We start from the raw sequence: 20158 nt of genomic DNA on the forward strand, positions 1-20158 counted from the left end.
GCCGGGCTCACCACGGGCCGAAGGCCCGGTCGCCGGTGGCGGAGATGGCCGCGCACAGCTCGTCCAGGTCGCTGCCGGTGGTCGCGGCGAGCGCGCGGACGGTGAGCGGGATCAGGTACGACGCGTTCGGCCGGCCCCGGTACGGCATCGGAGTGAGGTACGGGGCGTCGGTCTCCACCAGCATCTGATCCACCGGGGTCAGCGCGGCAGCCGCGCGCAGCGCCGTCGCGCTGCCGAAGGTGACGGTGCCGGCGAAGCTCAGCAGGTAGCCGCGCCGGACGCACTCGCGGGCGAAGTCGGCGTCGCCGGAGAAGCAGTGCAGCACCACCCGGTCGGGAGCGCCCTCGTCGTCGAGGATCCGCAGCACGTCGGCGTGCGCATCGCGGTCGTGGATGACCAGCGTCTTGTCGTACCGCTTGGCGATGGCGATGTGCGCCCGGAAACTCTGCTCCTGCGCGGCACGCCCCTCGTCGCCGGTCCGGAAGAAGTCCATTCCGGTCTCGCCGATCCCCCGGACCCGGTCGCGGGCGGCGAGTGACTCGATCTCCCGCAACGCCTCGTCGAGGTCGCTGAGCCGGGGTGCCTCGTTGGGGTGCAGCGCCACGGTTGCCAGCACGGCGGGGTACTCATCGGCGGTGTCCGCGCCCCACCGGGAGGAGGCGACGTCCACGCCCACCTGAACGAGCCGGTCCACGCCGACCTTCGCGGCCAACGCGATGGCCACGGCAACCGGGTCGTCGGCCGGCCCGCCGCCGGGCACACCGGCCTCGCTGACCGTGATGTCCAGGTGGGTGTGGCTGTCCAGCACCGCCCGGGGCAACGACTCGGGGGCGGGCGGAAACTCTCCGGCCCGCCGGGCGGCACGCTCGCGGCGGGATTCAGTGGGCTCGCTCATCAGCGACAGCATCACACACCGGGCCTGTCCATCTGCCCGCCACCCGACGTTCACCCCGACTACGCCGCGCGACTCTACGGTCGCTCACGAGCGGACGCGACAGCGTGCGGACCTCATCCCACCGAGCAGCGAGGCGACGGCATGAGCGTCACCCCCCAGGCCGGTGGCAGCGCCGGTGAACGGACCGGACTGCACGTGGCGTTCGGCGGCGGCGTGTACCCGGCCGAGGAGATCGCCCGAGGCGCCGCGTACGAGTTGTTCAGCGCCGACGAGGTGGCCGGCTTCGAGTGGGCACCCCGCCCGGGTAGCGCCCTGCCGTGGCACCGGTTCGTGCACGTCACCGAGGTGACCGCGGTGCACGGGGCGACGGAGCCGGCCGACGAGCCGGAGACGCCGCTGCTGATGCCCGCTCACCGCGAGCGGGGCTGGGCGTACCTGCACCAGCTCAGCCAGCAGCCGGCGGCGGCGGCGGCGGCGGGCGATCCGATGCTGGTCGCGGCGCGCGCGTCGGCGGTGGTCCGGCGGGGCACCCGGATGATGAAGGTGCTCTCGGCCCAGCAGGTCGCCGGCTACCTACGGGGTTGGCTGCCACACGGCTTCTGCTACCGCGAGCACGACGTGGCCCACCTGCGTACGTCGGCGACGACGACGGTGCTGCGTACGGATGGTGACGTCGGCCGGGACGGCCCGGACGTGGCGTACGCGCTGCGCTGGCGCGCGTCCGACCCGGGTGACTACGACGTGCCGGTTGGCCCGGCACACCGCGGCCTGACCGCGCTGGCCTCCCGGGACCGGCTCGGCGCCCCGGTGCTCGGCACCGGCTTCGTGCCCAGCAACGGTCAGCTCATCCCCGAGTTCATCACCCGGGACTTCGCCGACCTGCCGATGCCGGCGAACGCGGCCCTCATCGCGTACCCGGCGGAGGGGGCGGAGGTGGTGCTGTACACCTACCAGGCCGAGCAGCGCGGGTGGCTGCGGATGGTGGGCCCGCAGTGGCGGCACCTGCTGGCCGCGGTGCCGGGTCTCTCCCCGGACCAGGAGTACGTGCCGAACGTCGACGCCCCCCGCTCCACCCAACTGGTCGGCATGTACGGCGACAGCGAGTACGAGGCGGTCGCCGACCTGCCCGGTGGGTTCCGGGTGCTGGCGATGACCCGGGCGGCCCGTTACCCGGTGGACGCGGTGGCCCGCCGGGTCCGGTTCGCCCAGTGGCGCGGGGTGCCGTGCCTGGTGCTCCGGGAGGAGGCCGGCTGGCTGCGGGTGCGCCTGCGCTCCCCGAACCCGGACACCGTGGTCACGACCGGCGCGCAGTGTCAGGAACGCGGCGTCTACGAGGCCTGGGCGCCGGGCGCCGAGGTGACCGACGACCAGGTGATGGACACCCGCTACGCGATGTGACCGCGCGCGGCGGCGGCTTACCCGCCGCCGCGCGTCGTGCGCTCAGTCGGCGAGCCGGGCCAGTTCCTCGTCGACGATCGACGGGTCGAGCTTGCGGAACACCGGCTTCGGCGCGGCCAGCGGGCGACCCGCCTCGATCGACACCGACTCCCAGCGCGCGCCAACGGTGTAGTCCCCGGTGAGCACCGGGTACGCCGGGCCGCCGTCCAGGTCGTCGACCTGCTCGATCACCGGCATCGGCGCGTGCACGCCGGTGCCCCCGAGCAGCTCGTGCACCTGCTGCGCGGAGTGCGGCAGGAACGGGGTGAGCAGCGTGTTGGCATCGCTGATCACCTGAAGGGCGACGTGCAGGATGGTGCCCATCCGGGGCTTGTCCGCCTCGTCCTTGAGCTTCCACGGCGCCTGCTCGGAGAGGTACCTGTTGGCCTCGGCGACCACCTTCATCGCCTCACCGATCGCCTGTTTCTGCCGGTGCCGGCCGATCAGGTCGCCGACCGTGGTGAACCCGGTCCGGGCGACGGCGAGCAGCGCCTCGTCAGCCTCGGTGAGCCCGGCCGGGTCGACCGGCGGGATCGCCCCGAAGTTCTTCGCGGCCATCGAGACGCACCGGTTGACCAGGTTGCCCCAACCGGCGACCAACTCGTCGTTGTTGCGGCGCAGGAACTCGGCCCAGGTGAAGTCGGTGTCGTTGCTCTCCGGGCCGGCGGCGGCGATGAAGTAGCGCAGCGCGTCGGCGTCGTAGCGCTCCAGGAAGTCGCGAACGTAGATGACCACCTTGCGGGACGAGGAGAACTTGCGCCCCTCCATGGTCAGGTACTCGCTGGAGACCACCTCGGTGGGCAGGTTGAGCCGACCCAGCTCGCCCGGCTCACCGTCGCGGGAGCCCTCGCCGGAGTAGCCGGAGAGCAGCGCCGGCCAGATCACCGAGTGGAAGACGATGTTGTCCTTGCCCATGAAGTAGTAGGACTGGGCGTCCTTCCCCGCGCCGTCGGCGGACCAGTACTTCCGCCATGCGTCCGGGTCGCCGGAGCGGCGGGCCCACTCGATCGAGGCGGACAGGTAGCCGATCACGGCGTCGAACCACACGTAGATGCGCTTGTCCGGCCGGTCGCGCCAGTCGTCGAGCGGGATCGGCACGCCCCACTCCAGGTCACGGGTGATCGCCCGAGGCTGGAGGTCGTCGAGCAGGTTGCGCGAGAACCGCAGCACGTTGGGCCGCCACCCCTCGCGGGTGTCCAGCCACTGCCGCAGCACCTCGGCCAGGGCCGGCAGGTCCAGGAAGAAGTGCTCGGTCTCGACGAACTTCGGGGTCTCTCCGTTGATCCGCGACTTCGGGTTGATCAGGTCGATCGGGTCGAGCTGGTTGCCGCAGTTGTCGCACTGGTCACCGCGGGCGCTGTCGTACCCGCAGATCGGGCAGGTGCCCTCGATGTAGCGGTCGGGCAGGGTGCGCCCGGTGGACGGGGAGATCGCGCCCATGGTGGTCTTCGGCACGATGTAGCCGTTGCGGTACATCCCCTCGAACAACTCCTGCACCACCGCGTAGTGGTTGCGGGTGGTGGTGCGGGTGAACAGGTCGTAGGAGAGACCGAGGCCGTGCAGGTCCTCGACGATCACCCTGTTGTAGCGGTCGGCCAGCTCCCTCGGGGTCACCCCGTCGGCGTCGGCCTGCACCTGGATCGGGGTGCCGTGCTCGTCGGTGCCGGAGACCATGAGCACGTCGTGGCCGGCCATCCGCATGTACCGGGCGAAGACGTCGGAGGGAACGCCGAAACCGGAGACGTGGCCGATGTGGCGGGGGCCGTTGGCGTACGGCCAGGCCACTGCCGCGAGAACGTGACTCATGAGCAGTGAGCCTAGTGACCCGTCCGGGGCGTTCGCGAACCAATGGGGGGTGCCCGACCGGCGGACCGGGCCAACCACGTCGCCCGTTGGTCCGATTTGTCGTCGACACGCGGCTCACCTGCCCGTTTCACCTCCTGGCGCGGTGTGCAATGAACGTCGTGACGGGCAGAGGAGCGGCACGGGACCACGAGGACCGTCCCACCGGGCCGGCGGTCGGCGACGACCCGGGGCCCGAGCCCGCCGCGTCCCGGGTCGCCGGGGTCCCGCCGCAGCCCCGGCTCGTGCCCAGCGTCGACCCGGGTGCGCGGCGGCCCACCCCGGCGGGGAGGTCAGCCGCCCCGGCCCGCCCCGCGCCGGCGGCGCCGTCACCCACACCGACCCGTCCGACCCCGGGAGCCCCCGTACCCAGCCCGGTCCGGCCCGGCTCGTCGGGCCCGCCGGCCGGCGCGGCACCGGCCGGCGCGGAAACCGTCGAGGTGGAGCCGACCACCGGCGCGCCGGTGGACGCGGTGCCGCGTCGGGTGCCGGTCCGGCAGCAGGGCCGCCGGCAGCGCGACCACGGGCCCGACGGCGACGCGCCGGACGACGACGGCGGCACTTTCTGGGCGCCGATCGAGCAGGTGCACTGGGACGGCACCCCGATTCGCAAGGACGCGGCACCGGCGCGGTTCCCCGGCTTCCGGCTGGCGCGGCGCCGGGCACCTCACCGCACGCCACTGCCACCGGACCCGCTGCCCGGGCTCGCCGCGCTGGTGGTGCTGAGCCTGGTCACGGCCTTCTTCGCCTGGGTCAGCGCCGGCCCGTTCTGGCTCGCGGTCGGGCACGCCCGAACGGGCACTGTGGTGATCGACGACTGCTCCGGCGGCGGGCTCACCCTGCGATGCCGGGGGATCTTCACGGCCGAGGACGGGCGGTTCATCGCCCATGGCGTCCGGGTCAGCGGCGTGCCCGTCGAGAAGAGCACAGCCGGCACCGCGCTGCCGGCGCGGATGACCGGCCCGGACAGCGGCACCGCGTACGCGGACGTCGGTGTGGGCCGGCACCTGCGGTGGCTGCCCGGTCTGCTGATGGTGCTGGCCTGCACCGGCGGCATCGTCCGGTGGACCGGGTCGGCCCGGCTGCCCGGTCGCCGGCACCGCCGCTGGGCCGTGGCCGCCGCCATCGCCGGCCCCACGCTGATCACCGTCGGATTCCTGGCCGCCGCGTGGTGAACCCGCCGTCCGGCGGACCGGCCCACCTCGGTCAGCTGTGCACGATCGTGTAGACGTCCCGGCGGCGCAGCGCGTACTCGGTGGCGACGTCGGTGATGGCGTCCCGGCGGGACCGGCCGGCGGCCTCCCGCTCGGCGACGGCGGCGCGCAGGGTGTCGTCGTCAGGGCGTTCGGCGGCGGTCACCGGCGCTCCGGCCACCACCAGGGTGATCTCTCCGCGCGGGTCCCCCTCGGTGGCCCACCGGGCCAGCTCGCCAAGGGGGCGGCGGAGCACCTCCTCGTAGGTCTTGGTGAGTTCGCGGCAGAGCGCGGCCGGCCGTTCCGCCCCGAACGTGTCGGCCAGGTCGGTGAGGGTCGCCCCGATCCGGTGCGGGGCCTCGAAGAAGACCAGGGTGCGCTCCTCGGCGGCGAGCGCGCGCAGCCGGGACCGGCGGGCGCCCCCGCTGCGGGGCAGGAAGCCCTCGAAGCAGAACCGGTCGCAGGGCAGCCCGGAGACGGCCAACGCGGTGGTGACCGCGCTCGGCCCGGGGGCGACGGTGACCGGCGCTCCGACATCCAAGGTGGCCCGGACCAGCCGGTAGCCGGGGTCCGAGACGCTCGGCATCCCACCGTCGGTGACCAGCGCCACCACGTACCCGGCGAGGATGGCCTCGACCAGTTCGGGGGTGCGCCGCTCCTCGTTGCCCTCGAAGTAGGAGACGATTCGACCGCCGACGGTGAGGTCGAGATCGCGGGCCAGCCGGGTGAGCCGGCGGGTGTCCTCGGCGGCGACCACGTCGGCGCTGATCAGCACCTCCCGGAGTCGGGCCGAGGCGTCGGCGGGGTTGCCGAGCGGGGCACCGAGCAGAATCAGGCGCCCAACTTCGGACATTTCACCCACGGATTCGTCTCCTTCATTGCTGGGAATACCGATATCAGGGACGACGGACGCCACTGGACACCTTGGCAGCCTACGATCGCCGGGTGACGAGTGCGTCGACAGCGCAGAGCCCGAGCGCCGATCCGGACAAGATGATCCAGGTGACGGCAGAGGCGAGTGCCCCCCAGGAGCCGACGACCCCGAGCGCCGAGGGTGGTGGGGTCTCCGCCGTGGTCCGGCGACGGTTCGCGACCGTCGACAGCCAGGCGGACCGGTTCTCCTGGCTCGCCACGACGGTGGTGGTGGCCATCGCGGCGATCCTGCGCTTCGTCGGGCTGTCCAGCCCGACGGGCAAGATCTTCGACGAGACGTACTACGCCAAGGACGCCTACGGGCTGATCTCGCGTGGCGTGGAGTGGAACTACAAGGACAACGTCCCGTCGTACGTGGTGCACCCGCCGCTGGGCAAGTGGCTGATCGGCGTCGGCGAGTGGGCGTTCGGCTATCAGGACGCCGATTCCAAGGTCTCCGTCCCCGGGCACCTGATGACCACCGCGCCGGAGTTCGGCTGGCGCTTCTCGGCGGCGGTGATCGGCACGCTGTCGGTGCTGCTACTGGTCCGCATCGGTCGGCGGATGTTCCGCTCGACGGTGCTCGGCTGCGCGGCCGGCCTGCTACTCGCCCTGGACGGCTTCCACCTGGTGCTGTCCCGCGCGGCCCTGCTCGACATCTTCCTGCTCTTCTTCGTGCTGGCGGCGTTCGGCGCGCTGGTGCTCGATCGGGACGCCCGCCGTCGACGCTGGGCACGGGCCCTGGACGACGGGCTCGATCCGAGCCAGCCGGGCCGGGCCGGCCGCCCGCCGACCGGTTGGCGCACCTGGCCGTGGTGGCGGCTGGCCGCCGGCGTGCTGATCGGCTGCGCCTGTGCGGTGAAGTGGAGCGCCCTGTACTTCGTGCCGGCCTTCGCGCTGCTGGTGCTCTTCTGGGAGGTCGGCGTCCGCCGCTCGGCGGGCGTCCGCCGGCCCTGGCGGGACGCGCTCGTCGACGAGCTGCCCTGGCTGGTGCTCGCCGGCGTGCTCATGCTGGGCACCTACCTCGCCACCTGGTCGGGCTGGCTGCTCACCGACGACGGTTACTACCGGCTCGCGTCGTCCTACCCGGGCTCCCGGCTCAGCGACCGGCCGGTGATCGGCCCGCTCATCAATCTCTTCGAATACCACCGCGCGGCGTACGGCTTCCACGCCCAGCTTGACGACGCGCACAAGTACCAGTCGTGGCCGTGGCAGTGGCTGCTGTTGGGCCGGCCGGTGGCGTTCCACTACGCCGGCGACGGCGTCTGCGGCGCGGCGAGCTGCGCCTCCGAGATTCTGCTGCTCGGCACCCCGCTGCTCTGGTGGTCGTTCCTGCCGGCCCTGGTGGCGCTGGCCTGGCTGGGTGTGGCCCGTCGGGACTGGCGGGCCGGCGCGATCCTGCTCACCGTGGCCGCCGGGCTGCTGCCGTGGTTCTGGTTCGCCCTCGACGGCCGCACGATGTTCTCGTTCTACGCCGCGCCGGCGGTGCCGTTCCTGGTGCTGGCCGTGGTGTACGTGCTGGGTGCGCTGATCGCGCCCGCCGGGGGTGACGTGGGTACGGTGGCGCCGCTGGTGCCCGGTGACCCGAGTTATGAGCGCCGACTCGTGGGCAGCATCGCGGCGGGGGCGTACGTGCTGCTGGTGGCACTCTGCTTCGCGTACTTCTATCCGATCTTCGTGGGTCGGGTGATTCCGTACTCGGACTGGCTGTCCCGGATGTGGCTCGACGGCCGGTGGATATAAGCATCGACAGGCGACGCGCCGCGTAGCGCGACGGAAGAAGGGCCCGCACGCCGAAGCGTGCGGGCCCTTCTTGACAAAGACGCGCGCCCCGATCGCCTGCCACGGGGGAAGCGGGCGATTGGGGCGCGCATGAAGAGCTTAACCACCGCGCACCACCGGCACAACGGGTCGACTTGGGTCAGATTTCCGACGGATGCTGGCCGAACCGACACCTTTCCTCGCACAGTTGACCGAGGGTGACCCGGCGTGGACCCTGAGCGCGGGTGCGGCCGGTCAGAGGCGATCCCCGGCCCAGCCGGAGTCGTCGGTTCGGCACGCCCCCACCCAAACGATCATCCAAAGTGGATCTCACTACACTGCGGATCGTGATCAACTTCAGACGATCGACGGCGGTCCTTCTCGGACTGTTGGCGACCACCGCGCTGACCGGGCCGGCGCAGGCCGACGAGGAGCCGGCTCCCGAGCCGCCCCGGGTCGAGCTGGTGCTCGACGTCAGCGGGTCGATGCGCGCCGCCGACATCGACGGACGCACCCGGATCGCGGTCGCCCAGCAGGCCTTCAACGAGGTGGTTGACGCGCTGCCCGAGGAGACACAGCTCGGCATCCGGGTGCTCGGCGCGACCTACCGCGGCAAGGACAAGAAGGTCGGTTGCCAGGACACCCAGCAGATCGTGCCGGTCGGGCCGGTGGACCGGTCCGCTGCCAAGGCGGCGGTGGCGACACTTCGGCCGACCGGGTTCACTCCGGTCGGGCTGGCGCTGCGCTCCGCCGCGCAGGACCTGGGCACCGGGGCCACCACCCGGCGGATCGTGCTGATCACCGACGGAGAGGACACCTGCGCTCCGCCGGACCCGTGCGAGGTGGCCCGGGAACTGGCCGCCCAGGGCACCAGCCTGGTCGTCGACACCCTCGGTCTGGCCCCCGACGAGAAGGTTCGCCGGCAACTGCTCTGCATCGCCAGCGCGACCGGCGGGACCTACACCGCCGCCCAGAGCGCCGAGGAGCTGACCGACCGGATCAAACAGCTCGTCGAGCGAGCCGCGGACACGCACACCCGGGCCCCGACCGTGGTCGGCGGCACGAGCGCGTGCGACTCGGCGCCACTGCTCGCCCCCGGCGTCTACGCCGACCGGGAGGCGTTCTCCGAGCATCGCTACTACCGGGTGCCGATCCGCCCCGGGCAGGAGCTGCGGGCTTCGGTGAGCATGGCGTTGGACCGGGCCGTCAACCGGGACTACGGGGTGCTGCTTCGGGCCACCGCGGCCGACGGCCGGGAACTCGTCCGGGGCGCGGACGCCGGCAGCGGGCGGGCCGACGTGCTCTCCGCCGGGCTGCGCTGGTCGGCCACCGCCGACGACGAGGATGCCGCCGAGACCGAGCAGAGCTCCGCGCCGGTCATCGAACCCACCACCGTCTGCCTGGTGGTCAGCAACTCGTTCGCCCCGCGTCCCGGCACCGCGGCCACCCCGGGCATGCCGGTGGAGTTGACCATCGACGTGGTCGCCGCCGCACCCGCACCGGACGGACCGGACCTCGGCCGGGGCTGGGTGCTGCTCGGCCTGCTCACCATCGCCGGGCTGATCACCGGCCTGCTCGCCGGTCTGCTCACCCGCTGGTGGGTCGCCACCTGGAGGGAGAACTGATGCGTATCGCACTGTTCCGGTCGATGGCGGCGCTGCTCGCCGCCGGCGTGGCCGCTCTGCTCCCCGCTGCGGCCGTCGCCGCACCGACCCCCTCCCCGGGTGCCACGCCGGTGAACCGTGCCGGCACGTCGTTCCTCACCGCCACCCCGATCACCGCCGGCCAACCGGTCCGGGTGGACGCCTCGATCGGCGACCACCTCTACTGGTCGTTCCCGGCGACGGCCGGCCAGGTCCACGAGATCAACGCCACCGTCACCTTCCCGAAGGGACGCAGCGGCGCCTCCACCTGGACGGTGGACGTCTTCGACGGGCTGCGCCGACGCCAGGCGTGCACGGCGGGGGCCCAGACCCCGACCGTGGACGCGAAGGCGTCGAACGTGGTGCTGGGCTGCACGCTGCGCGAGGTGCGGTCGTGGGCGGAGCCCTGGTCGGCCGACCCACTGCCCGGCACGTACGTCGTCCGACTCTCAGTGATCGAGCTGCCGGAGCCGGATCTGGGTGCGCCGATCGACGTCGACCTGCTGGTCGGCACCATCGCCGACCGGGGTGCCTCGGCTGACGACGGCGAGTTGGCCGCCCCGCTGGTGCCGAACACCAAGGCCGGCACGGTGCTCAACGCCGTACCCCCGGTGGACGCGGAGGCCGACGACGAGAGCGGCTCGCTGGCGGACTGGTTGCCGGATCTCGGCTCGCGCTGGGTCTGGACCGGCATCGGTGGCGTGCTCGCCGCGGTGGCCGGCGTGTTCGGCTTCGCGGTGACCCGACGCCCTCGACGTCCCTGAGACGCCACCTCTGGTGGCCCCGCCCAGCAGCGGGGCCACCAGAGACTCAGCTACGCCGGGAGCCGCGCGGCAACCAGCCGATGAACCGGTCCTGGAGCGACATCACCGGGGCCGCACGCAGATCCTCGGTGGCGGCGGCGAGGCAGGAGCCCAGATAGACGCTGAGCATGGCTCGATCACCCTCGTACTCCGCCAGCAGCCGGGTGCGCTTCGTCGCGCACGGCCACTCGTCACCGCAGGAGCCGCAGCTCCAACAGGGGGTCTTCGGGGCGTGTTCGTCAGCCCGCACCCCTGGCCGTTCCAGGCCATCGGTCATCGCACGTCCTTCCAGATGTCCACGGGACTGGCGGCTGCCGTGCCGGCCAGCATTGATGGTGGTCCCCCCGGAGCCATCAGGGAGGGCGCCGCGCGTCCCTCCGGTGTTACATCTTTGCGGTACCTTCGACCGTCGTGGGAGTCGGAAATTTGACGGTTAATTCGATGCGTCATTCCTACCGACCAGTAGGTCACCGGAATGCGTGACCTGCTGCCATCGACGGTCGCCGTCGCCGTCGCCGGGCCCGAGGACTGGACGGGCGAACTGCTCCCCGCTGAGCAGGCATGTCTCGGCGAGCGGGCGGTGCAGACCCGTCGGCGGGACTTCGCCGCGGGGAGGATGTGCGCCCGCAGGGCATTGCGCGACCTCGGCCTGCCGACGACCGCCGTGCCGGCCGCCGCCGACCGCGCGCCGGTCTGGCCGGCGGGGGTGGTCGGCAGCATCACCCACACCGCCGGCTACTGCGCCGCCGCGGCGGCACACGCCACCGACATCCGGTCCGTCGGAATGGACGCCGAGCAGCACCGCGAGGTCAATCCGGGAGTACGCCGACTCGTGCTGCTGCCCGAGGAGGAGGCCACCTGCGCCCGGCTACCCAGCGGCACCCACTGGCCGGTCGTGCTGTTCAGTGCGAAGGAGACCGTCTACAAGGTGTGGCATCCGGTCGTCCGCGGCTGGTTGGACTTCCACGACGCCCGACTCGACATCGATCCGGATGCCGGCACGTTCACTGCCCGGATCGCACCGGCCCGGGTGGACGCGGCGGCGGTCGACGACCCGCCGACATCGATCAGTGGCCACTTCGTGATCGCCGACGGGCTGGTCCGCACCGCCGCCGTGCTTCCGGCACGTTGACCTCGCCTGGTTACTCCTAGCAATGAATGGGATACTGATCCACATTGGCGTTCGGTGACCGCTTGAGCACCGTCCACGCTGGCCAGAGCGGTTTAGCATCCTCGCGGTGGGAAGGCCTCCGGCGTGACCGCTGGACGCTCCGCCACCCACGGTAACGTCGACGAGTTCCCGCACCGCACGTACCGAAGCGTCAAGGAGTACGGTGACCCACCCCCAGCCCCGCGTCAGGCCGCACGACCCCCGACAACCGAACCCGCAGCAGCCGACCCGCTCGTTCGCGGCGACACCGCAGCCGCCGTTCTCGGGGGCTGCGTACCAGGCGGCCGGCGGGTACACGGGCGCTGGCGGCGGATATCGGGCACCCGGCGGCCCCGGCTACCCGATCATCGCACCACCCCTGGCGCAGACGGACCGCGCCAAGAAGTCCGTCGTGCTCGTCGCGGTCACCGCTGCCGTACTCACCCTGCTCACCTGCGTCGGCGGCATCGTGGCGGTCGTCATCGGCACCAAAGGCACCTCGACCACGGTGAGCGAGGCACAGGCCACCCCGCCGACCCCACCGCCGGCGAACGACGACACCCGCGACATGTCGCCGGGCGACACCCTGGTCGTCAACAGCCAGGCAGGCACCGTCGAGATCACCGTGACGAAGTTCAGCAGCGCCACCAAACCCTGCAAGTCCCACGGGCTGAAGCCCGGCGAGGGCATGTACGTGATCGCCGACGTGACGGTGGCTGTCACCAAGGGCACCGCGTCGACGAACCCGCTCTACTTCCAGTGGGTCGCCGCCGACGGCACCAAGACCACCGCGATCGGTGGCGCCTTCTCCGGCTGCGGCAAACCGATGCCGGCCGTCGACGACCTGACCGCTGGCACCAGACGCACCGGCAGCGTGGTATTCGACGTGCACGACACCTCGGGCGCGTTGGAGTACCAGGACCAGTTCCACACCGCCGGTTCCTGGAAGCCGTGACGCGCTGACGCGACGTGGGGCCGACCCCTTCCGGGCCGGCCCCACGCGGTGGGAGAGCGGTGGGTCAGCAGCCCGTCCAGCGCACCGGAGTCAACCGGTCGGCGAGGACGTTGCGGAACCCGACGATGGTGCCCGAGTCGGAGATGGACCGCGCACCGACGACCACCCCTTTGCCGCCACCCGGCAGGACCCGGGAGGTGGAGCCCCTGGCAACGCGGTCACCACCCACCACGACGCCCTTGGCGTTGACATCGGTCAGTGCCGGCATCTCCTGGTCGAGCAACGTGTGTGAGCCGTTCCGAAGGTCCCACCGCACCCTGGTCGAGCTGGTGCCGCCGCCCAGCCATACCTGGCCGATCGCCCAGCGGCCCGCCGCCGCGCCGGCCGTGCTCCACTCGGCGCCCGGGAACGTGAGCGCGTCGATCCGGCCGTTCGGCCGGCGGACCCAGCTGTTCCAGTCTCCGAAGGGTCCGGCGCTGCCGACGATCGTCCCGTTGTCCGTGATCCCACCAGCCTGGGCGTCGACCGGGGCGTCGAGCACCTCCACAGTGCCCGGACGGGCGGCGGGCCAGCGCAGCGCGACCAGTTGCCCGGGGACGATGTCCGAGCCGTAACCGACGATGTCGCCGGCATCGTTGATGGCGCTGACGAAGATGCCGGTGGACGGCAGCACCGGCAACTGCTCGAGCTTGCCGTCGCGGTACCTCCACGGCTGCCCGTAGCCGCTCTCCGCCGATCCGTTGCCGATCACCACGCCGTCCGCGTTGATGTCGACGGGGGTGTCCGTGCTCTTCGACTCCAGTTCGGTGACCCGCTGCCCGTCCCAGAACAGCAGCAGGTACTGGTTGTCGGTCTCGCCGACCCGCAGCGCGGTGCCCGCGACGTAGCGACCCGTCGGGTCGACCGCGTTCGCGTCGGCGCGATAGGTGTCGGTCGGGTACGGCAGCGTACTGATCTTGCAGGTGCGGAGGGCCACCCCGCCGGGCGCGGCGGTCGCCGTCGCGGAGACAGCGACGCCAAGAGAGGTGGCCAGCAGACCGGTCGCGGTGGCTGCGAGCATCCGGCGTCGAGTGCTTCGATTCATCCTTGCTCCCCGTGTGGGGCCCGGGTACTCCCGGGCATTCCGTTGATACTCGGCTCCACAGGTGAGCTGGCTTCTCGGTTGCGTACTGTCAGCCAAGGGACAGCAGTGGATCCGCCGGACCTACCGCGCCCACGCCTGCTGCCCGGTGACGACGGGCTGGCCGGTGCGTACCGATTCTTCGATGGCGAGGCTGATCAGGTGGTCCTGGCATGCTTCGGCGAGGGGATACGGAGCCGGGCCCTCCTCCCGCGCCCACGCCCCGGCGCGGGCGACGATGTCGGCCACCGCGATGTCGTCGTCGGACATCCCGCTGCCGACGAACGGATTGCGGTAGACCACGTCGCCGTCGAAGCTGATGTGCTTGAGGTCGAGTCCTTCCAGGTTGAGGTCGAGACCGGTCTGCCGCCGGGTCAGGAAGGACTCCACCGGCGTGCTCGGGTCGACCAGGCGGACCACCAGGTCGTCCACCAGCTCACCGCGCGAGCCCCGGACCACCAATCGGCGGGTACGCAGCGGGTTCCACCACTGGTTGTCGGTGAAGTCGTACAACCCCATCCGCCCGCCGAAGTCGATGGTCGCGAGGGTGGTGGAGAGCTGCTGCGGGGTGTCGTCGCCGCTCCAGCCGGCCGGCGAGAGCGGGTTGGCCAGCGGTGCGACGAAGGCGCGCGCGCTCACCTCGGCGCTCTCGTGACCGACGCCGAGCAGACCCCGGATCAGGGAGACCGCGTGGTACAGGTGGGTCGAGGAGATCTGCACCGAGGTCGGCTCACCGAGCACCCCTGCGCCAACCAACGCCAGCCGCGCCGCGTGCCCGGGCATCAGCAGGTACTGCTCGGCGACCTGCACCAGGCCGCTGGCTCCGACGTCGGCCCAGAGCGAGCGCAGACCCGCCAGGTCGGGGGCGGGCGGCGTCTCGGCGAGCACCGGTATGCCGGCTGCCACCAGCTCCCGGGTCGCCTCTGGTGTCACCGGCCACGGCACCGACACGATGACGAAGTCCGGCCGCTCGTGGGCGAGCAACTCCGCCGTCGTGCGGAAGGTCCGCACGCCCCAGTCGGCCGTCACGGCAGCTCCCCGAGATTCGGTACGCGTCACCACCCCGGTCACCCGGAACCGCTCGGGGAGCAGCCGGGCCAGGCGAAGGAAGAACTCACCTCGCCAGCCACTGCCGATGATGCCGAACCGGGTCTGGGCCACCGAAGTCATCTGGGCTCCTCACGTAGAGGTCCGGATGCTAGCCGCTCTCCTTCGCTACCGTGGCGCTGATGACCACCGACCCTGTGCGCGCCGTACCCGTGCTGATGCCCGACGCGGGACCGCCCCTGGACTACTACCTGGTCCTACCTCGACCCGACGACCGCAGCCTGAACACCACTGTGGAGGGAATCGTCGTCGAGGAGTTCACCCGCCACCACGACTTCACCACGACAGGGCTGGACAGCGCTGGCTGGACGCCGGAGGTCGGCTGGTGGAGTTCCGCCGCGCTGAGCCGCGGCATGCGCACCGACCCCGAGATGCTGACGCGGGTGCTCCCCACCTCCCGCCGGGAGGCCGAGGACGTCCACCGCGCACTCGGTGGTTGGCAACTGCCGGCCGAGAAGGTGCTTCGTACGCACTTCCTCGACCATCAACCGATCGCCACCGCCCCGCCGCTGCGGCTCGGCCCGGCGCAGCCACCGGACGGCTTCCACGAACAGCGGGTGTACCGCATCCTCTTCGCCAAGGACCTCCGCGCCGAGCAGGTGGCGAGCCTCCGGACGGCTTGGCGGACACCGGCGGGCGGCACGGCCGCGTCCGCCGCGACCGGTCGTCTCGACGAACACGGCGACCAGTTCACCTGGGATCTGCGCCGCGTCGGCCACTCCCTGGCCTGGTGTCTCGACGTGACAGCGCTGCTGCGGACCGACGCCACCGCGGCGCTCGGCTCGACCCTGTCCGAGCTGACGAACGTCCTGCGCGGGCATGGCCTGATACCCGTGACGACCGAACGCTTCGCCTAGGTGGATCAACGCCTGGCCTGCCCGCCGGGGACCTCGGAGGTCGGTCACGCACCCGAAGATCGCAAAAGGCCGTCTCCGACTCGCGGAAACGGCCTTTGACCTGGGGTGGAGCTGAGGGGATTTGAACCCCTGACCCCCTCGATGCGAACGAGGTGCGCTACCAGTCTGCGCCACAGCCCCCCGCCGGCGAACCGGCTTCGGTCCCACCCGGCTTACACCGGGCGGGCCGGCAGCAAGGCTAACAGGTCGTCGGCCTCCACCGCGAATCCGCCCCCGGCCCGGCCCTGCGACCCGCCCGAAGATCGACTCGGGTTCCTGGAAATCGGGGCATCCCGGACGCCACAACCACCCGACTTCCAAGAACCCGAGTCGATCAAGCCGGCCGGGCACGGCCAGGCCCGGGGCACGGCCAGGCCCGGGGCACGGCCAGGCCCGGGGCACGGGCGGGACCCGCGTCAGGCGCCTCGGCCGGCCTCGTAGGGGCGGCCTCGCAGGCCGCCCGAGCGCCGGTACGAGACCGATCCACCGTTGACCGCCGCCGGCAGGTCCCCCGGCCGGTCCAGGCCCATGGCGGCTCGGCGTACCCCTTCGCGCTGGGCGGCGAGGCGGCGCTGCGCCTCCCGGCGGGCGGCGGCCCGGCGGGCCTGCTCCCGGCGCACCTCGGCCTGCCGGGCGGCCAACCAGGCGGCCTCCCGGGCTCGGGCGCGGCGGCGGCGACGCCCGGCGAGGGCCTGACCCCGCAGGTGCACGACGTACAGGGCCAGGAGCAGGAAGGTGACCCCGAAGCCGACCCAGAAGCCGGGGCTGACGAACAGCACGCCGATCAGCTCGACGACGTTGAGGAGCAGCAGGGCAGCGAGCACCCGGCGACGCCGGTACACGGCGGGGGTGTGCTGTCGGCGCGGCGGCGGGCGGCGACGGGACCGCTTCGGTGCGGCGGGCACGGCGCGCAGTCGACCGGAGCGGCGGACGGCCGGTGGCGCGGAGACCGGCGCGCCCAACACGCCGGTAGTCGCGTCTTCACTGAGAGTGACGACCAGTGAGCGCGGAGGGTGGACGGGTCGCCGTCCAGGCACAGTGCGGCGCCGTCGGCGACGCTGGAGCACCCGCGCCGTCGACTGCGCCCGCTCCGCCACCAGCCGCTCGGTGGCGTCGTACCGGCGAACCAACGCCGGGGCCAGGGCGAGCAGGCCAGCGGCGGCGAGGACGGCGAGGAGCACCGAGGTCGGCACCCTCACCCCTCCCGTCACCGTCACCGAATTCGAAGCAACCGCCATCCGACCGCAGGATCTTCCACCGATCACGCCTGGGCGCGTGGATCGTCCGGCCGGGGAGCGCTTGCCGCAGCTTGCAGTTACTTGAGGTTACGGCGCGCCGACCGGGATGCCACCGCGCCGCGCCGATCCCGTCCGTGGGACGAGTGGGCGGATGTCCGGGAAATCCTCCTACCGCGCGTTGGCGCGAACCCGGTGCCAGCGGGCCAGCAGACCACCCTCGGCGGCGATCTCCTCACTCGTCATCGCGTACCCGATGTGGTCCCGCCACGCGCCGTCGATGTGCATGTAGCGCACGTGGTACGCCTCCTCGCGGAAGCCAAGCTTCTCCACCACCCGGCGGGACGGCCGGTTCTCCGGACGGATGTTCACCTCCACCCGGTGCAGCCCGCCCGGCCCGAACGCGTGGTCCACGGCGAGCGCCAGCGCCGTCGGGATCACACCCTGGCCGGCGACCCGCGCGTCCACCCAGTAGCCGACGTAGCCGGAGCAGAGCGCCCGCCGCACGATGCTGCCCACGTTGATGTGCCCGACCAGCCGGTCCCGGTCGGCCTCACGCAGGCAGACCGCGAACGGCATGCCCTCACCCTCGCGGGCCGAACGGCGCTGGTCACGGTGCACCCAACGGAACGCGGCCGGCGAGTTCATCTCGTCCCAACCGCCGGGCAGTGACGACTCCCAGGGTGCCAGCCAGGCCCGGTTGGCCCGCCGTACCTCCGACCAGGCCGCCGCGTCGGAGCGCCGGTAGGGGCGCAGCAGCACCGGGCCGTCGGCCAGCTCCACCGGCCAGCCCGGTGCCCGCGCGGGTCCGAAGAGACTCACCCGCACAGTCTCCCGCGCGGGACCGTGTCGCGCGCAAGTGGCCCCACCGCGTTCACCGCACAGATCCCGACGATCACCCGACGCGGGCCGCGAGCGGACCGGCCGGGACGCGTCACCGGCGGCGGTCCAGCAGCAGGACGTCCACGGTGGAGCCGGCGGCGGCCGTGGTGACCCGCTCGCCGAGCACCAGCAGCCCGTTGGCCTCGGCCAACCCGGAGAGGGTGAACGGCCCGCCACTGAGCGGCTGGACCGTGTACCCGCCGCCGCGTCGCTCGGCGACGTGCGCCGGCCGGAACTCGCGCAGCCCTGTCGGCGACGACACGGTCTCCAGCAGATGTGCCCGCACGCTGGGTCGGAACACCGGCTCGGCCCCGGCGAGCAGTTGGATGGCGGGGCGGGCCAGCACCTCGAAGCCGATCAACGCAGCGCCCGGGTCGCCGGGCAGGCAGACCACCGGCACCTCCTCGGCGCCGACAGTGCCGAACCCGAGCGCGGTGCCGGGATAGAGCGCCACGTCGGTGAAGGTGACCGGCCCGGCGCGACCGCCCTCACGGCGGGAGAGGATCCGACGCACCATGTCTCCGGGGCCGGTGCCGGTGCCCCCGGTGGTGATGATCAGGTCGGCGCGCAGCGTCTGGTCCTCCAGAAGCCCGCGCAGCCCCTCCGGGTCGTCGTCGCAGATTCCCACCCGGTACGCCAGCGCGCCCACCTCGGCCGCCGCGGCGGTCAGCGCGTGCGAGTTCGCGTCCACCACCTGACCGGGCTGACTGCCCCGGCCCACGTCGACGAGTTCGTCGCCGGTGGCCACGATGACCACCCGTGGACTGGGCCGGACCACCACGTGCCCGATGCCGGTGGCCGCGAAGACCGCGACGAGGGCCGGGGACACGTAGGTGCCGGCCCGGGCGAGCAGGGTGCCGGCGGGCAGCTCCTCACCCGCTCGGCGTACCCCGTACCCCCGTTTGGGGGTGCGGAAGATCTCCACCGCGGCCATGCCCTGGTCGGTCCACTCCACCGGGACCACGACGTCAGCGGCGACCGGCAGCGGGGCCCCGGCGGCCACCGAGAAGCACGAGCCGGGGGTGAGCCGGACCGGCCGCCAGCTCGCGGCGCCGAGATCGCCGACCACGTTGAGCCGGATGGTTCGGCCGCCGGGCGTGCCGGAGGGGGCCGGGACGTAGCTTGGCCCCCGACCCCCTCCGGAAATGTCCTCCCAGCGCGCGGCGTAGCCGTCCACGGCCGCCTGGTCGAAGGCCGGGAAGGCGTGCGGCGCGACGACGTCCTCGGCGAGGACGTTGCCGTGCGCCTGGGTGAGGTCGAGGTCGAGTGGCGGCAGCGCGCGCAACCTGCGCAGCACGCTGCCCAGGTAGTCGGCGAGCGGCGTCAACTCGTTCGCGGCCGCCTCGGCGTCGGCCGTCGCGGTCATGTACCAGATCCGCCTGCCGCGTCGGCCTTGACGAAGTCGGCCAGCCAGGACCGGAACTCGGTGCCCAGGTCCTCGCGCTCGGCGGCGATCTGCACCACCGTCTGGAGGTACCCCAGCGGCATGCCGGTGTCGTAGCGGGTGCCCCGGTAGACGATCGCGTGCACCGGGACGCCCTCGGTACGCAGCAGCTCCATCGCGTCGGTCAGCTGGATCTCGCCGCCGCTGCCCGGCTTGGTCCGCCGGATCGCGTCGAAGATCTTGCCCGGCAACACGTAGCGGCCGAGCACCGCGAGGTTGCTCGGGGCGTCCTCGGGCTGCGGCTTCTCCACCATCCCGGTCACCTTGACGACCTCGCCGATGTCGGTCAGCTCCGACTCGGCCGGCTCGACGGAGGCGATCCCGTACCGCTTGGTCTCGGACGGGTCGACCTCGAAGAAGGCGAGCACCACACCGCCGGTGCGGGCCTGCAACTCCAGCATCGCCGGCAGCAGCGGCTCCGACGGCTTGACGAACTCGTCGCCGAGCAGCACCGCGAAGGGCTGGTCGCCGACGTGTGACTCGGCGTACCCGATGGCGTGGCCGAGCCCGAGCTGCTCGGGCTGCCGCACTGTGTAGATCTCGGCCAGCTCGCTGGGCCGACGTACGGCGGCCAGTCGCTCGGAGTCGCCCTTCTCCTCCAACCTGGTCTCCAGGTCCGGACGACGGTCGAAGTGGTCCACCATCGACGTCTTACCCCGACCGGTGATCAGCAACACGTCACCGATGCCAGCCTGCGTGGCCTCCTCGACGATGTACTGCAGAACCGGCCTGTCCACCACCGGCAGCAACTCCTTGGGCACCGCCTTGGTGGCCGGCAGGAACCGGGTGGCCAGTCCGGCGGCCGGGATGACGGCCTTGACCGCCAGGGGACGGCCGTTTGCGGCGACCGTCGATGAGGGGTTCGCTGAGTGCTCCGACATGC

General features: G+C 72.3%; 18 protein-coding genes and 1 tRNA gene. 8 read left to right on the forward strand and 11 right to left on the reverse strand.

Annotated elements, in window-relative coordinates; translation table 11 throughout:
- Positions 1-7: 7 nt before the first annotated feature.
- Entirely contained in the window at positions 8-907 is a 900-nt protein-coding gene (locus ACFYP0_RS08595; RefSeq protein WP_386995123.1) for a TatD family hydrolase, read from the reverse strand.
- A 129-nt stretch (positions 908-1036) separates the two neighbouring features.
- On the opposite strand from ACFYP0_RS08595, the gene ACFYP0_RS08600 reads away from it, so the two are divergent.
- Entirely contained in the window at positions 1037-2293 is a 1257-nt protein-coding gene (locus ACFYP0_RS08600; protein WP_386995125.1) for a hypothetical protein, read from the forward strand.
- 42 nt (positions 2294-2335) lie between these two features.
- On the opposite strand, the gene metG is transcribed toward ACFYP0_RS08600, so the two are convergent.
- Complete coding sequence (gene metG / locus ACFYP0_RS08605) at positions 2336-4138, reverse strand: methionine--tRNA ligase (RefSeq protein ID WP_124862979.1); 1803 nt, start codon at positions 4136-4138, stop codon at positions 2336-2338.
- 149 nt (positions 4139-4287) lie between these two features.
- Between metG and ACFYP0_RS08610 the strand changes: the two genes are divergently transcribed.
- Positions 4288-5349, forward strand: coding sequence for a hypothetical protein (locus ACFYP0_RS08610; protein WP_355493874.1), 1062 nt, complete (start codon positions 4288-4290; stop codon positions 5347-5349).
- Positions 5350-5380: 31 nt separating this feature from the next.
- On the opposite strand, the gene rsmI is transcribed toward ACFYP0_RS08610, so the two are convergent.
- Positions 5381-6220: a 16S rRNA (cytidine(1402)-2'-O)-methyltransferase gene (gene rsmI, locus ACFYP0_RS08615; protein WP_386995497.1), complete on the reverse strand. Its 840-nt coding sequence runs from the start codon at positions 6218-6220 to the stop codon at positions 5381-5383.
- A 140-nt stretch (positions 6221-6360) separates the two neighbouring features.
- Here rsmI and ACFYP0_RS08620 point away from each other — a divergent pair, with 140 nt between their 5' ends.
- The 3 genes from ACFYP0_RS08620 to ACFYP0_RS08630 all read left to right on the forward strand — a co-directional run bounded on the left by ACFYP0_RS08620 (position 6361) and on the right by ACFYP0_RS08630 (position 10447).
- Entirely contained in the window at positions 6361-8022 is a 1662-nt protein-coding gene (locus ACFYP0_RS08620) for a dolichyl-phosphate-mannose--protein mannosyltransferase (RefSeq protein ID WP_244219236.1), read from the forward strand.
- A 365-nt stretch (positions 8023-8387) separates the two neighbouring features.
- A complete protein-coding gene (locus ACFYP0_RS08625; RefSeq protein WP_355493873.1) occupies positions 8388-9665 on the forward strand; it encodes a VWA domain-containing protein in 1278 nt (425 codons plus the stop codon).
- The gene (locus tag ACFYP0_RS08630) at positions 9665-10447 is read left to right on the forward strand and encodes a peptidase (protein WP_124862994.1); all 783 of its coding nucleotides are present in this window, start codon (positions 9665-9667) and stop codon (positions 10445-10447) included. The genes ACFYP0_RS08625 and ACFYP0_RS08630 overlap by 1 nt, the downstream gene beginning before the upstream one ends.
- Positions 10448-10493: 46 nt before the next feature.
- On the opposite strand, the gene ACFYP0_RS08635 is transcribed toward ACFYP0_RS08630, so the two are convergent.
- The gene (locus tag ACFYP0_RS08635) at positions 10494-10763 is read right to left on the reverse strand and encodes a hypothetical protein (protein WP_112581650.1); all 270 of its coding nucleotides are present in this window, start codon (positions 10761-10763) and stop codon (positions 10494-10496) included.
- 198 nt (positions 10764-10961) lie between these two features.
- On the opposite strand from ACFYP0_RS08635, the gene ACFYP0_RS08640 reads away from it, so the two are divergent.
- On the forward strand, positions 10962-11618 hold the full coding sequence (locus ACFYP0_RS08640; RefSeq protein ID WP_124862996.1) for a 4'-phosphopantetheinyl transferase family protein: 657 nt from the start codon (positions 10962-10964) through the stop codon (positions 11616-11618).
- A gap of 202 nt (positions 11619-11820) precedes the next feature.
- Complete coding sequence (locus ACFYP0_RS08645) at positions 11821-12591, forward strand: DUF4352 domain-containing protein (protein ID WP_355493872.1); 771 nt, start codon at positions 11821-11823, stop codon at positions 12589-12591.
- Positions 12592-12655: 64 nt separating this feature from the next.
- Here ACFYP0_RS08645 and ACFYP0_RS08650 read toward each other — a convergent pair whose 3' ends face one another.
- Both ACFYP0_RS08650 and ACFYP0_RS08655 read right to left on the reverse strand, forming a co-directional pair.
- Complete coding sequence (locus ACFYP0_RS08650) at positions 12656-13675, reverse strand: hypothetical protein (protein WP_355493871.1); 1020 nt, start codon at positions 13673-13675, stop codon at positions 12656-12658.
- A gap of 120 nt (positions 13676-13795) precedes the next feature.
- The gene (locus tag ACFYP0_RS08655; RefSeq protein WP_355493870.1) at positions 13796-14881 is read right to left on the reverse strand and encodes a Gfo/Idh/MocA family protein; all 1086 of its coding nucleotides are present in this window, start codon (positions 14879-14881) and stop codon (positions 13796-13798) included.
- Positions 14882-14940: 59 nt separating this feature from the next.
- Between ACFYP0_RS08655 and ACFYP0_RS08660 the strand changes: the two genes are divergently transcribed.
- Positions 14941-15675, forward strand: a complete 735-nt coding sequence (locus ACFYP0_RS08660) for a hypothetical protein (RefSeq protein WP_355493869.1) — start codon at positions 14941-14943, stop codon at positions 15673-15675.
- Positions 15676-15781: 106 nt separating this feature from the next.
- Here ACFYP0_RS08660 and ACFYP0_RS08665 read toward each other — a convergent pair.
- From ACFYP0_RS08665 to ACFYP0_RS08685, 5 genes are all read right to left on the reverse strand, one after another.
- Positions 15782-15855 (reverse strand) — tRNA-Ala (locus ACFYP0_RS08665).
- Between the two features lie 275 nt (positions 15856-16130).
- A complete protein-coding gene (gene sepX, locus ACFYP0_RS08670) occupies positions 16131-16907 on the reverse strand; it encodes a divisome protein SepX/GlpR (protein ID WP_355493957.1) in 777 nt (258 codons plus the stop codon).
- 213 nt (positions 16908-17120) lie between these two features.
- Positions 17121-17771: a GNAT family N-acetyltransferase gene (locus ACFYP0_RS08675; RefSeq protein ID WP_091397273.1), complete on the reverse strand. Its 651-nt coding sequence runs from the start codon at positions 17769-17771 to the stop codon at positions 17121-17123.
- A gap of 112 nt (positions 17772-17883) precedes the next feature.
- The gene (locus ACFYP0_RS08680) at positions 17884-19197 is read right to left on the reverse strand and encodes a molybdopterin molybdotransferase MoeA (protein WP_091394702.1); all 1314 of its coding nucleotides are present in this window, start codon (positions 19195-19197) and stop codon (positions 17884-17886) included.
- Positions 19194-20156, reverse strand: a complete 963-nt coding sequence (locus tag ACFYP0_RS08685) for a UTP--glucose-1-phosphate uridylyltransferase (protein WP_124863014.1) — start codon at positions 20154-20156, stop codon at positions 19194-19196. The genes ACFYP0_RS08680 and ACFYP0_RS08685 overlap by 4 nt, the downstream gene beginning before the upstream one ends.
- Positions 20157-20158: the final 2 nt, after the last annotated feature.

It is taken from the genome of Micromonospora arida (assembly GCF_042873195.1).
GTDB classification, from domain to species: Bacteria; Actinomycetota; Actinomycetes; order Mycobacteriales; family Micromonosporaceae; genus Micromonospora; species Micromonospora arida.

What these genes read in the sequence shown, in the direction of transcription:
- ACFYP0_RS08640 (WP_124862996.1), top strand. Translation starts at nt 10,962, where the DNA reads ATGCGTGACCTGCTGCCATCGACGGTCGCCGTCGCCGTCGCCGGGCCC.
- ACFYP0_RS08610 (WP_355493874.1), top strand. Translation starts at nt 4,288, where the DNA reads ATGAACGTCGTGACGGGCAGAGGAGCGGCACGGGACCACGAGGACCGT.
- ACFYP0_RS08620 (WP_244219236.1), top strand. Translation starts at nt 6,361, where the DNA reads ATGATCCAGGTGACGGCAGAGGCGAGTGCCCCCCAGGAGCCGACGACC.
- ACFYP0_RS08600 (WP_386995125.1), top strand. Translation starts at nt 1,037, where the DNA reads ATGAGCGTCACCCCCCAGGCCGGTGGCAGCGCCGGTGAACGGACCGGA.
- ACFYP0_RS08650 (WP_355493871.1), bottom strand. Translation starts at nt 13,675, where the DNA reads ATGAATCGAAGCACTCGACGCCGGATGCTCGCAGCCACCGCGACCGGT.
- metG (WP_124862979.1), bottom strand. Translation starts at nt 4,138, where the DNA reads ATGAGTCACGTTCTCGCGGCAGTGGCCTGGCCGTACGCCAACGGCCCC.
- ACFYP0_RS08680 (WP_091394702.1), bottom strand. Translation starts at nt 19,197, where the DNA reads ATGACCGCGACGGCCGACGCCGAGGCGGCCGCGAACGAGTTGACGCCG.
- ACFYP0_RS08685 (WP_124863014.1), bottom strand. Translation starts at nt 20,156, where the DNA reads ATGTCGGAGCACTCAGCGAACCCCTCATCGACGGTCGCCGCAAACGGC.
- rsmI (WP_386995497.1), bottom strand. Translation starts at nt 6,220, where the DNA reads ATGTCCGAAGTTGGGCGCCTGATTCTGCTCGGTGCCCCGCTCGGCAAC.
- ACFYP0_RS08660 (WP_355493869.1), top strand. Translation starts at nt 14,941, where the DNA reads ATGACCACCGACCCTGTGCGCGCCGTACCCGTGCTGATGCCCGACGCG.
- ACFYP0_RS08595 (WP_386995123.1), bottom strand. Translation starts at nt 907, where the DNA reads ATGCTGTCGCTGATGAGCGAGCCCACTGAATCCCGCCGCGAGCGTGCC.
- ACFYP0_RS08635 (WP_112581650.1), bottom strand. Translation starts at nt 10,763, where the DNA reads ATGACCGATGGCCTGGAACGGCCAGGGGTGCGGGCTGACGAACACGCC.
- ACFYP0_RS08655 (WP_355493870.1), bottom strand. Translation starts at nt 14,881, where the DNA reads ATGACTTCGGTGGCCCAGACCCGGTTCGGCATCATCGGCAGTGGCTGG.
- ACFYP0_RS08630 (WP_124862994.1), top strand. Translation starts at nt 9,665, where the DNA reads ATGCGTATCGCACTGTTCCGGTCGATGGCGGCGCTGCTCGCCGCCGGC.